We start from the raw sequence: 12,197 nt of genomic DNA, 5'->3' as shown, positions 1-12,197 counted from the left end.
CGCGGTCCTCCCGGGAGCAAGGCCGGAGTGAGGGAACCCGTAGCGAAGCGGAGGGCCGGATGAATGGAGCGAGGATTTTTTGGTTCCTTTTTGATCCTTCAAAAAGGAACTCGCCGTAAGGGCGAAAAGGTGACTATGCGTCGACATCGAAAATGAATGCACTTACAACTATTAAAACCAGCACCGACCGACTTTGACTTTGACTTTGACTTTGACTTTGACTTTGACTTTGACTTTGACTTTGACTTTGACTTTGACTTTGACTTTTAAAGCATGAGTTTTGAAAGTTATAGGCGCATTCATTTGCGATGGTGACACAAAGTCACCTTTCCGCCCTTACGGCGGGTCCCTTTTTGAAGGATCAAAAAGGAACCAAAAAATCCTCGCTCCATTCATCCGGCCCCTACGCTTCGCTCCGGGGTTCCCTCGCTCCGTTCTTGCTCCCGGGAGGACCGCGCTGAACGCCCCATCCTGGGGCGCAGCGCTTGACGGGCATCCATGCCCGTCACCTCCCTTCGCAAGAACTCCGCTCGGCCTCCTGAAGTCGCAATTGGTGTTGCCTGATCTACCGCGCACTTAGAAGCAAGAGCGAAGAGCGAAGAGCGAAGAGCGAAGAAATTGGAGTTTAGGTTTTAGCCAGCAATTGTAATTTATGGCCTCTGCCGACAAGCCGGTCCCGCAGGGTTAGTAAGTTCTGAAAACACTAACACCCCGCGGGAACTCACTTAGGCAATCCCGACTTGATTACGCCCGCTGTTCTTGGCCAGATACAACCCCTTGTCCGCCGCCGAAATCAGTTGCCGGCAATGACTGCCGACACTCGGCGTCAAGGTCGCCAGACCGATACTTACAGTCAGGTGCGAGGCCGCCTCAGGCACGGTGTGGGCGATCTTCAGGCCCATGATGGTCTGGCGCAGCTTTTCCGCCACCAGCCGCGCACCACCAGGCGAAGTGTTGGGCAGCACCAGGGCGAACTCCTCGCCGCCGTATCGCGCCGGCAGGTCGGTCGGCCGCGAACAGCAGCCACGTATGGCCTCGGCCACCTGCCGCAGGGCCTCGTCACCGGCCAGGTGGCCGAAACTGTCGTTGAACGCCTTGAAGTAATCGACATCGACCATCAGCAACGACAACTGCTGCTGCTCACGAATAGCCCGGCGCCACTCAAGCTCCAGGTACTCGTCGAAGTGACGGCGGTTGGACAGCCCGGTGAGACCGTCCGAGTTCATCAACCGCTGCAGCATCAGATTGGTGTCGAGCAACTGCTGCTGGCTCACCCGCAGGGCGCGATAAGCCTCGTCACGCTGCAACAACGTCAGGTACGAGCGCGAGTGATAGCGGATACGCGCCACCAGCTCGATGGTGTCCGGCAGCTTCACCAGGTAGTCGTTGGCCCCGGCGGCGAAGGCCGCGCTCTTGACCAGCGGGTCCTCCTTGGTCGACAGGACGATGATCGGGATGTCCTGGGTGGCCGGGTTGTTGCGGTACTCGCGCACCAGGGTCAGGCCGTCGAGACCCGGCATGATCAGGTCCTGAAGGATCACCGTGGGCTTGATGCGCATGGCCTGGGCCACCGCCTGGTGCGGGTCGGCGCAGAAGTGGAAGTCGATGTTCTCTTCGTGGGCCAGACCACGGCGCACGGCTTCGCCGATCATCGCCTGATCGTCGACCAGCAGGACCATCGCCGCGCTTTCGTTGATGGTCGTGAAACCTTCGATCGGTAGATCATTCATCCGTAGTCACCCGTTGACCGCCGGCCACGCGGCGCGCCTCAATACATATCGTCATTTCGAAAAGATTTCCATCAGTCGCCCGGCAATTCGCTCCAGCGGACGGATTTCCACCGCCGCGTCGATCGCCGCGGCAGCCTTGGGCATGCCGTATACCGCGCTGCTCTGCTGGTCCTGGGCGATGGTCAGGAAGCCCTGCTGGCGCATCAGTTTCAGGCCCTGGGCGCCATCGCGTCCCATCCCGGTAAGCAGCACGCCCACCGCATCGCCAGACCAGTAGCGCGCCACGCTCTCGAAGAACACGTCGATCGAGGGCCGGTAGATTTCGTTGACGGGCTCGGCAGTGTAGGCCAGCTCGCCATTCCTCAGCAGGCGGATATGGTGATTGGTGCCGGCCAGCAGCACCTGCCCCGGCTGCGGAGGCTCACCCTCGCGGGCCAGGCGCACCGGCAGGCCGGACGCGGTGCTGAGCCATTCGGCCATGCCGGCGGCGAACACCTGGTCGACATGCTGGACCAGCACGATGGCCGCCGGGAAAGTGCGCGGCAGGCCCTTGAGCAGCACTTCCAACGCCGCCGGCCCTCCCGCCGAAGAACCGATGGCCACCAGTGCTCGCCGCTGCGACGCCTCGCGCAGCGGCGCGGCCACCGCCCGGGCAGCGCTGGGACGCTGCTGCCCGATCAGCCAGCCGATGTTGAGGATCTTGCGCAACAGCGGCGCGGCCGCCTCCCGGGCGTCGCCCGCGCCCAGCGCCGGTGTGTCGACCACATCCAGGGCGCCATGGCCCATGGCCTCGAACACCCGGTGCACATTCTGCTTGCGGTCCACCGTGACGATGACGATGGCGCAGGGAGTCTCGGCCATGATCCGCCGGGTGGCCTCGACACCGTCCATCACCGGCATGATCAGGTCCATGAGGATCAGGTCCGGGGTCTGCTCGGCGCACAGGCGCACCGCCTCGGCGCCATTGCCCGCCACCCAGATCACCTGATGCGCGGGCTCGAAGGCCAACGCACGGCGCAGGGCCTCCACGGCCATGGGCATGTCGTTGACGATGGCGATTCTCATCCCTGGGCACCTCCGATCAGCTCCACGACCGCCTCCAGCAACGCATCGTCATGGAAGCTGGCCTTGGCCAAATAATAGTCGGCGCCGGCATCCAGTCCACGACGCCGGTCTTCTTCACGATCCTTGTAGGACACCACCATCACCGGCAGCGATTGCAGGCGATTGTCGCGCCTTACCAAGGTGACCAACTCGATACCGTCCATGCGCGGCATGTCGATGTCGGTGATCAGCAGGTCGAAATCATCGCTGCGCAGGGCGTTCCAGCCGTCCATGCCATCGACAGCCACCGCCACGTCATAGCCGCGGTTGCCCAGCAGCTTGCGCTGCAGCTCGCGTACCGTGAGCGAGTCGTCGACCACCAGGATGCGCTTGCGTGCCACGCCCTTGCCGCCCCGTCCGCCCCGTTCGATACGCTCCAGACGGCCGGTGCTGAGCAGTTTGTCCACCGAGCGCAGCAGGTCCTCGACATCGACAATCAGCACTACCGAGCCATCATCGAGCAGGGCGCCGGCGGAAATGTCCTGGACCTTGCCCAGGCGCGCGTCCAGCGGCATCACCACCAGCACCCGTTCGCCGATCAGCCGCTCGACCGCCACTCCATAGAGCTGATCGCGCTCGCGGATCACCACTACCCGAAGGCTCTGTTCATCGCCCTGGGCCGCCGGTCGGTTGAGCAACTGGCTGGCGGCCACCAGGCCGATATGCCGCCCTTCGTGCCAGAAGTGCTGACGGCCTTCGATCTGCACGATGGCCTCGGCCGGCACTTCGACGGTGCGCTCGATATGCGCCAAGGGGAAGGCATAAGCCTCGCCGCCCACCTCGACCACCAGGCTGCGCACCACCGACAGGGTCAACGGCACTTCCAGGTGGAAGCAGCAGCCCTGCCCCGCCACCTGGGTCAACTCGATGGACCCGCGCAGGTCGCGGACCATGTGCTGCACCGCGTCCAGCCCGACACCGCGACCGGACACCTCGGTGACCGTGTCGCGCAGGCTGAAGCCCGGCAGGAACAGGAACGTCAGCAGCTCGGCCTCGCTCATCTGCGCCACGGTCTCGGCCGGCGACAGGGCACGCTCGACGATACTGCGGCGCAGACGCTGCAGATCAATACCGGCACCGTCATCGGACAATTCGAGGATCAGCAATCCGGCCTGGTGCGAAGCACGCAGGCGTACCGTGCCCTCGCTTGGCTTGCCGGCCAGCAGGCGCTGCTCGGGCAGCTCGATGCCGTGATCGACAGCATTGCGCAGCAGGTGGGTCAACGGCGCCTCGAGCTTTTCCAGCACATCGCGGTCGACCTGAGTCTTCTCGCCTTCAATCAGCAGGCGTACGGGCTTGTCCAGCGAGCGGCCAAGGTCGCGGACCATCCGGCTTTGCCCGGTCAGCACATCGGCGAACGGACGCATGCGACAGGCCAGTGCCGTGTCGTACAGCAACTGCGCACGCTGGCTGGCCTGCCAGCCGAACTCGTCCAGGTCAGCGGCCTGTTGCAACAGGATCTGCTGAGTCTCGGCCAGCAATTGCTGGGTCTGGGCCAGGGCTTCGAGCACCTCCGGCCCCTGGCCGCTCTCCTCCAACTGGGCCTTCAGCCCGTCGAGCCCCCGCATGCCCTGGCCATGCATGCGCTTCAGGCGCTGCAGGGTGGCCAGGTAGGGTTTCAGGCGCTGGGTCTCGACCAGCGATTTGCTCGACAGGTCCAGCAGGCTGTTCAGTCGGTCGGCGGTGACCCGCAACACCCGCTCGCTGCCCTCGCCACCGCGTTTTCCGGCCTTGCGGGCAGGCATCGGTTCCGCTTCGACGTCGGGCTCCGGTGGCGGCAGGGGCTCGGGCTCCGGCAGTGCGGGCTGGACGACAGGCGGCAGGCTCGCTGCACTCGGCTGCGCGTTGGCCAGCTGGGGCGCCGAGGGGTCGAGCAAGGCCGCCATCTGCGCCAGGAACACCGCCACGGCGGCCTCGCTGTCCTGATCGCCCGGCGTGGCGATACGCATCAGCAGGTCGCTGCCCTGTAGCAGCGCGTCGATATGCTCGGGGCGCAGCAGCAGGCGGCCCTCCTGGGCTGCTACCAGGCAGTCTTCCATGACGTGGGCGACACTGACCCCGGCGTCGATGCCAACGATCCGCGCCGCCCCCTTGAGCGAGTGCGCCGCACGCATGCAGGCCTCGAGCTGATCGGGTTGCGCGGGGTTGCGCTCCAGCGCCATCAGGCCCGCGCTGAGCACCTGGGTCTGGGCCTCGGCCTCCAGGCTGAACAGCTCGAGCAGCGACGCATCGCGCATTTGCTCCGGGGTCATGAGAGGCTCCGCTTCACGGCTGACATCAGGTGTTGTTCATCCAGCACACGCACGCTGCGCCCGCGCCACTGCAGCACCGCCGCAGTGAAGTGCGCCGCATCGCGGCCATTGTCCAGGCTCGCCGGGTCGAGGCGATGGATACCGTCGATCTCGTCCACCGGCACCACCACCGGCCCGCCTTCGGCCGCCAGGATCAGCATGCGCGGCATGCTCCGCCCGCCGCGCTCACTGCCCGCCTCGATCGGCACGCCGAGCAGGTCGGCCAGCGACAAGCAAGGCACCAGTGCACCGCGCACATTGGCGACCCCCTGCAGCACCCGCGAACGCTGGTGAGGCAACGAGTGCACCGGCTGCAACGGGGCGATCTCGGCCAGGCAGGCGGTGGCCAGGGCCAACCATTCCTCGCCCAGGCGGAACAGCAGCATCGAGCGGCCGATCGCCTCTTCCTGCACGACTGGCGCCTCGAGCTGTTCATCCTGGATCAGCGCATAACGGTCGAGCAGGCGCGTGGCCGCCTCGGCATAGACCTCGCAGTTGCGGCAGTGCACATGCCGTGGCAGCAAGGGGCACTGCTTGTCGCCATGCACCCCGATACGGTTCCAGCAGTCATCGATCTGCTCGTCATCGTGGGCGATCAGTTGCATATGGTATCCGCCGCTCATCGTTCAGACTCCCGGCCAGCCCGAGCAGCACGCTCCTGCAGGCGCCGCGCGCCCGCCTCGTCGCCCTGCGCGGCCAGCAGCATGGCCAGGTGCATGAGCGCCTCTGGATGCTGTGGTTCGAGATAGAGGGCCTTGCGGTAATGGGTGATGGCCTGCGCGGCATCGCCCTCGGTGTCGCTGAGCAACCCCAGCCAGTAATAGACCTGTGCCTTGGGCGCGAACTTGCGCAGATAGCGCTCGCAGCCTTCCCTGGCCTGGGCGCTGTCGCCGGCATTGGCATGCTGGGCGATGCGGGCCAGCAGTTGCACCTCATCCTCGGCAGGCATCGCCCTGGCGACTGGCGCGGCGCTCGTCCTGCCGCTCCGTGACGGCAACGCAACGACCCGCGGTGGCACGGGTGGCGCGACTGCTGGGCGGGCCACCGGCGCCGGCTTGGCAATGACGACCGGCGGCGCTTCATCCTGACGCACGTAGGCAAATGACTGGGCGATCCCCAGCGGTCGCATGCCCAGGCGCGCCAGCAGGCTACCCTCGGCCGGGCCGATGAACAGGACGCCCTGGGCATGGGTCAGGTGCTTGAGCACTTCGAACACCCGCTGCTGGGTCGGCACGTCGAAATAGATCAGCAGATTACGACAGAACACGAAATCGTAGAGGCCTTCACGCGCCCGCAGCGCCGGATCGAGCACGTTGCCCACCTGCAGGCTGACCTGCTGGCGCACCCGCGCATCCAGGCGATGGGCCTCGTCGACGGCGGTGAAATGCCGCTCGCGGAAGGCCAGCTCACTGCCGCGGAAGGAATTGCGGCCATAAACACCTTGCTCGCCCTTGGCCACCGAGCTGGGGCTGATGTCGATGCCGTCGATACGGAATGCCCCGGGGCTCAGCCCGCCGTCGAGCAACGCCATGGCGATCGAATACGGCTCCTCGCCGGTGGAGCACGGCAGGCTGAGGATACGCAGAGGCCGGGCACCGGCCAGTTCAGCCACGCGTTTGTGGGCCAGCCCCGCCAACGCAGTGAAGGATTCGGGGTAGCGGAAGAACCAGGTTTCCGGAACGATGACTGCCTCGATCAGGGCCTGCTGCTCATCGGTCGACTGCTGCAGGCGCAGCCAGTAGTCGTCCAGGTTTACCGCCTGCACGAGGGTGCAGCGCTGGCGCAAGGCACGCTCGACCATTGCCGCGCCGACCGACTCGACGTCCAGGCCGATGCGCTCCTGCAGGAAGCGAAAGAAACGTTGCTCAATCATGCCTGCACCTGCCCTGGCTCCAGCGGATACAGCAACTCGCGCACCGCGTCCGACAGCAGGTCGTCCACCTCGATGCGTTGCAGCAAGCCCCGTGCGTCCTGGCGCACCGGCCCGAGGTAACGTGCCTCGGCATTGTCCAGGCCGTAGGGCTGGAACTCCTCGGGCGCACAACGCAGGGTATCGGTGGCCTGCTCCAGGATCAGCCCCAACTGCAACTGCGGGCGCTGTGGATCGACGCGGTAATGCACCAGCACCAGGCGCGTGCTGCTACGCGATTGGGCCGGCGAGCCGAAACTGAGCGCCGACAGGTCGATCACCGGCACCAGCGCACCACGATGGGCAAGCACGCCGGCCACCCAGGCCGGGGCCTGGGCTATGGGTTTGAGCGCACGATGCGGCAGGACCTCGATCACCTCGCGCACATCCAGGGCGAAGCGCTGGTCGGCGATGCGAAACTGCAGGTACAGCACGCCCTTTTCAGTGGTGGCGCGCGCCTCGCGGGGGGACATGTCGTTCATCTTCGTCAGACTTTGAACCGCGACACACCGCCCCGCAGCCCGGCAGCCACCTGGCTCAGTTCATCTATGGCAAAGCTGGCCTGGCGCAGCGACTCGACGGTCTGGGTGCTGGCATCACTGAGCTGGGCCAGCGCCTGGTTGATCTGCTCGGCGCCAGTGGCCTGGGCCTGCATGCCCTCGTTGACCATCAGCACCCGCGGCGCCAGCGCCTGCACCTGGTGGATGATCTGGCTCAGTTGCTCACCGACCTGCTGCACCTCGAACATGCCGCGGCGCACTTCCTCGGAGAACTTGTCCATCCCCATCACCCCGGCCGACACCGCCGACTGGATCTCGCGCACCATCTGCTCGATGTCGTAGGTGGCCACGGCGGTCTGGTCGGCCAGACGCCGCACCTCGGTGGCGACCACGGCGAAACCGCGACCGTATTCACCGGCCTTCTCCGCCTCGATGGCGGCGTTAAGTGACAGCAGGTTGGTCTGGTCGGCGACCTTGACGATGGTCACCACCATTTGCGTGATGTTGCTGGCCTTCTCATTGAGGATCGCCAGCTTGGCATTGACCAGGTCGGCGGCGCCCATCACCTGGTGCATGGTTTCTTCCATGCGTGCCAGGCCCTGCTGGCCGGAGCCAGCGAGGCTCGAAGCCTGGTCGGCGGCGCTGGTGACTTCGGTCATGGTGCGCACCAGGTCCCGCGAGGTGGCGGCGATTTCCCGCGACGTGGCGCCAATCTCGGTGGTGGTGGCGGCGGTTTCGGTGGCGGTGGCCTGTTGCTGCTTGGAGGTGGCGGCGATCTCGGTGACCGAGGTGGTCACCTGCACCGACGAGCGCTGGGCCTGGGCCACCAGGTTGGCCAGCGACTCGGCCATCTCGTTGAAGCCCCCCTCGATCGCGCCGAACTCATCCTTGCGGTCCAGGTTCAGGCGCATGCTCAGATCGCCGGAGCGCAGGCCGTCCAACCCATGGACGATTCGCAGCATGGGTGCGGTGATCGCGCGCATGAGCAGCAGGCCGCAGACAACAGCGGCGATGATGGCCAGCAGCAACGAGACGATCATGCTGCCCTTGGCGGTGTTGACCGCGCTGACGATGTCGTTGGTGGCCTTGTCGGCGGACTCGCGGTTACGCTCGATCACTTCGTTCAGGTGCTGGCGCCCTTCCTTCCAGGCTGGCGTGAGCACATCCATGATCAAGCGCTGGGCTTCGGGGTAGTTCTTCTGGCGGTAGGTCTCCAGGACCTGGTCGACGAGCTTGACGTACTCCTCCTCCAGACGGGTGAAGTCATCGAAAGCTGCCTGGTCGGCCGCGTCGCGGATGGTCGCCTGGTAGCTGGCCATATGTTTCTTGAGGCGATCATCAAAGCCCTTGAACAACTCAAGATCGGCCGTGGTGATCTCGCGGTGGTTGGACAGCCCCACCAGTTGCTGGCTGGTGACGTAGCTGTCGACCCAGGCACTGCGGATCATCGAGCTGTAGTAGACGCCGGGGATGCTGTCGGACCCCACGGCTTCCTCGCTGGACTCGATCGCCACCAGCCGCGAGTAGGCGGCCACGATCATCAGCAGCATGATGGCGATGATCACGGCGAAACTTGCCAGGATCCGTTGGCGCAAGGTCCAGTTCTTCACATTCAGCCCTCAGGAATTCGATACGAGCGGGAAAAATCGCCGAAGTATAGCCCAGGCTTCCCGTTCAATTGCGGCTGAATGTGGCGGTATTCAGGCGTCCGTGCCCGTTCAGGTGGCCAAATGCCGGGTCATTGACCCGCGGCAAGCCTGACCTGGTTCTCCAGCTCCTGGCGCAGGTTCGGGTCGAGGCGCAGCTGGCGGGCCAGCTCATCGAGATAAGCGCGCTCCATGAAGTTCTCCTGATCGACCATCATCACACTGGCCAGGTACATCTCGGCGGCCATTTCCGGGGTCTGCGCGGCGCGGGCGACCTCGGCCGGGTCCAGCGGCTTGTTCAGTTCGGCATGCAGCCAGTGCTGCAACTCGCGGTCGCTGTCCAGGCGGGTGAACTCGCCCTCGATCAACGCCCGCTCGCGTTCGTCGATATGGCCATCGGACTTGGCCGCTGCCACCAACGCCCGAAGCACGGCCTGGCTATGCTGCTCGGCCTGGGCCGGCGGCAGGCGGTCGAGGGTCTGCGGCTCGTGATTGCCCGCGCCCTGGCGCGCCTGCCAGTTGCCATAGGCCTTGTAGGCCAGCACGCCAAGCGCGGCCAATCCGCCGTAAGTGAGCGCCTTGCCGCCGTACTTGCGCGCCTTCTTGTTCCCCAGCAGCAGGCCCATGGCTCCCGCCGCCAATGCGCCACCACCGGCACCGGACAGCAGGCTGCCGAGGCTACCGGAGCCCTTGTGACTGGTGCCCTTGCCCTGTTGGTTCTGCAGCATGGATTGACCGGTTTTCAATAGCTGATCGAGCAGACCACGGGTGTTCATCTGGCAGACCTCGCAAGCATCCAAAGTAGGTAGGGCTCCAGAGTAGGCCGGCAAGCTGAAGCCACGCTTAACGCATTTGCATCCGGATGTTGCCCAGCTTGGTTTGTTGGCTTCGCCAGTTGCTTCCAGCCGGGAGCGTTACCATGGAGCAGCGGTTTTTCCGCACAACCGCGCGACATTTCCCACGAATTGCCCCTGCGACGCCCTACCGTTGATCTATTGAGCTTTGTGGAACTGGTATCACAGACTGATACCATGAATAATCATCAACGTGCGTTACTCGAACTCGTCTTCAAGAAGCCCGTTCCACGAACGCTGGACTGGTCGCGCCTTGAGTCCCTGCTGGTTTCGCTCGATGCCCGGGTGATCGAAGGCAGGGGTTCACGCGTGCGGTTTGAGCTCAATGGCGAGGTCGCGACCTTCCATCGCCCTCACCCCGACCGGCACGCCAAGCCCTATCAGGTGCGCGATGCCCGCCAGTTCCTGGAGCAGGCAGGAGTTACCCCATGAATGTGATGAATTACCGCGGCTACTCGGCCCGCATCGAATACAGCGACGAAGACCAACTGCTGGTTGGTCATGTCGCCGGCATCCGCGATGTGATCGGCTTCCATGGCGAATCGATCAGCGAACTGCGCCAGGCGTTCGAGGAAGCTGTCGATGACTACCTCGAAACCTGCCAGCGCCTGGGGCGCGAACCGCAGAAGACCTACTCCGGAAAACTCAGCCTGCGCCTGGAGCCCACCCTCCACGCCAGCGTGGCGGCCAAGGCCGAGCTGGCGCAGAAGAGCATCAACCAGTGGGTCAGCGACATCCTCAGCCAGGCGGCCTGTAGCTGAGTCAGTCGCGCAGGTCCGACTCGTGGATGGGGTTGGCCCGGCTGGTGGCTCGCTGATACTGCGCCGGCCAGGTCGCCTTGTTGCCACCCAGGTCGTCGTCGGCATGCAATGGCCAGTACGGGTCGCGCAGCAGCTCGCGGGCGAGGAAGATCACATCGGCCTGGCCGGTGCGCAGGATATGCTCGGCCTGGGCCGGTTCGGTGATCATGCCGACGGTGCCGGTGGCGATTTCCGACTCCTTGCGTACCCGTTCGGCAAAGCGGGTCTGGTAGCCGGGGCCGGTGGGGATCTCGGCATTGACCGAGGTGCCTCCTGACGACACGTCGATCAGGTCGACACCCAGGGCGCGCAGGCGACGGGCCAGCTCGACGGTCTCATCCGGGTTCCAGCCATCCTCGACCCAATCGGTGGCCGATACCCGCACAAACAGCGGCAGCTCCTGCGGCCAGGCCTTGCGTACCGCCTCGGCAACCTGCAGGGTCAGGCGGATGCGGTTTTCGAAGCAGCTGCCGTATTCATCGCGGCGCTGGTTGCTCAGCGGCGAGAGGAACTGGTGCAGCAGGTAGCCATGGGCGGCGTGGATCTCGACCACCTTGAAGCCGGCCTGCAAGGCCCGCTCGGTGGCGGCGACGAACGCGCCGACCACGTCCTGGATCTCGTCCTTGGTCAGTTCACGTGGCGCGGTGTGCTGTGGGTCGAAGGCGATCTTCGATGGCCCGACCGGTTGCCAGCCGCCGTCCTCGATCTTGACGCTGCCCTGCTTGCCGAGCCATGGCCTGTGGGTGCTGGCCTTGCGCCCGGCATGGGCCAGCTGGATACCGGGGACGGCACCCTGGGCGGTGATGAAACGGGTGATGCGTTGCAGGGGTTTGATCTGGTCGTCGGTCCATAAGCCGAGGTCCTCGGCGGTGATACGTCCGTCGGCGGTGACCGCGACCGCCTCGCTGATCACCAGACCCGCGCCACCGACCGCGCGGCTGCCGAGGTGGACCAGGTGCCAGTCGTTGGCCAGGCCGTCGACGGCGGAGTACTGGCACATGGGGGATACGGCGATGCGGTTGGGCAGGGTCAGCTGACGCAGGGTGTATGGCTCGAGCAGCAGGCTCATGGGGCACCTCCCAGGGACTCCAATGGTTTCCGGGCCGGCTTTTGTGGTTTGGGGGTGGGCCGGTACCGGTAGGTTTCAGACTAGACCATGGGGTGGGGGGTGTTCTGGGGGGCTTGGGTTTGGGGATGATAGTTTTGATTTTTTTATGCGCATTCATTGGCGATGGGGACGCATAGTCACCTTTCCGCCCTTACGGCGGGTCCCTTTTTGAAGGATCTGTAGAGACCGGACACATCGCTGACACATGTGCGCAGACATGGTTGACACATTATGGTCCGTAATCAGGTTTATTCA

The 12,197-nt window shown here is 64.8% G+C and carries 11 protein-coding genes; 2 read left to right on the top strand and 9 right to left on the bottom strand.

Features of this window, described 5'->3' with window-relative positions; translation table 11 throughout:
- Positions 1-725: 725 nt before the first annotated feature.
- From LU671_RS28065 to LU671_RS28030, 8 genes are all read right to left on the bottom strand, one after another.
- Positions 726-1,730, bottom strand: a complete 1,005-nt coding sequence (locus LU671_RS28065) for a response regulator (RefSeq protein WP_050704372.1) — start codon at positions 1,728-1,730, stop codon at positions 726-728.
- Between the two features lie 51 nt (positions 1,731-1,781).
- Positions 1,782-2,795: a chemotaxis response regulator protein-glutamate methylesterase gene (locus tag LU671_RS28060; protein ID WP_203651051.1), complete on the bottom strand. Its 1,014-nt coding sequence runs from the start codon at positions 2,793-2,795 to the stop codon at positions 1,782-1,784.
- On the bottom strand, positions 2,792-5,086 hold the full coding sequence (locus LU671_RS28055) for a hybrid sensor histidine kinase/response regulator (RefSeq protein WP_232857711.1): 2,295 nt from the start codon (positions 5,084-5,086) through the stop codon (positions 2,792-2,794). The genes LU671_RS28060 and LU671_RS28055 overlap by 4 nt, the downstream gene beginning before the upstream one ends.
- A complete protein-coding gene (locus tag LU671_RS28050; protein WP_232857710.1) occupies positions 5,083-5,748 on the bottom strand; it encodes a chemotaxis protein CheW in 666 nt (221 codons plus the stop codon). The genes LU671_RS28055 and LU671_RS28050 overlap by 4 nt, the downstream gene beginning before the upstream one ends.
- Positions 5,745-6,998 carry a CheR family methyltransferase gene (locus tag LU671_RS28045; RefSeq protein WP_232857709.1) on the bottom strand — a complete coding sequence of 418 codons (1,254 nt, stop codon included), beginning with the start codon at positions 6,996-6,998 and terminating at the stop codon, positions 5,745-5,747. The genes LU671_RS28050 and LU671_RS28045 overlap by 4 nt, the downstream gene beginning before the upstream one ends.
- Complete coding sequence (locus LU671_RS28040; RefSeq protein ID WP_232857708.1) at positions 6,995-7,516, bottom strand: chemotaxis protein CheW; 522 nt, start codon at positions 7,514-7,516, stop codon at positions 6,995-6,997. Before LU671_RS28040 ends, LU671_RS28045 begins: the two co-directional genes overlap by 4 nt.
- Positions 7,517-7,521: 5 nt before the next feature.
- The gene (locus LU671_RS28035) at positions 7,522-9,144 is read right to left on the bottom strand and encodes a methyl-accepting chemotaxis protein (RefSeq protein WP_232857707.1); all 1,623 of its coding nucleotides are present in this window, start codon (positions 9,142-9,144) and stop codon (positions 7,522-7,524) included.
- 128 nt (positions 9,145-9,272) lie between these two features.
- Entirely contained in the window at positions 9,273-9,956 is a 684-nt protein-coding gene (locus LU671_RS28030; RefSeq protein ID WP_203651040.1) for a tellurite resistance TerB family protein, read from the bottom strand.
- 255 nt (positions 9,957-10,211) lie between these two features.
- Between LU671_RS28030 and LU671_RS28025 the strand changes: the two genes are divergently transcribed.
- Both LU671_RS28025 and LU671_RS28020 read left to right on the top strand, forming a co-directional pair.
- Positions 10,212-10,466 (top strand): type II toxin-antitoxin system HicA family toxin, encoded by a 255-nt coding sequence (locus LU671_RS28025; protein ID WP_232857706.1) that lies wholly within the window; start codon positions 10,212-10,214, stop codon positions 10,464-10,466.
- Positions 10,463-10,795, top strand: a complete 333-nt coding sequence (locus LU671_RS28020) for a type II toxin-antitoxin system HicB family antitoxin (protein WP_232857705.1) — start codon at positions 10,463-10,465, stop codon at positions 10,793-10,795. The genes LU671_RS28025 and LU671_RS28020 overlap by 4 nt, the downstream gene beginning before the upstream one ends.
- Before the next feature lies 1 nt (position 10,796).
- Here the strand turns inward: LU671_RS28020 and LU671_RS28015 are convergent, their stop codons facing one another.
- Positions 10,797-11,903 carry an NADH:flavin oxidoreductase/NADH oxidase gene (locus tag LU671_RS28015; RefSeq protein ID WP_232857704.1) on the bottom strand — a complete coding sequence of 369 codons (1,107 nt, stop codon included), beginning with the start codon at positions 11,901-11,903 and terminating at the stop codon, positions 10,797-10,799.
- Positions 11,904-12,197 lie beyond the last annotated feature (294 nt).

This window comes from Pseudomonas sp. NMI760_13 (assembly GCF_021283245.1).
In the GTDB taxonomy this organism is placed as follows: domain Bacteria; phylum Pseudomonadota; class Gammaproteobacteria; order Pseudomonadales; family Pseudomonadaceae; genus Aquipseudomonas; species Aquipseudomonas peradeniyensis.
This window is presented reverse-complemented; position numbering and strand designations above follow the sequence as displayed.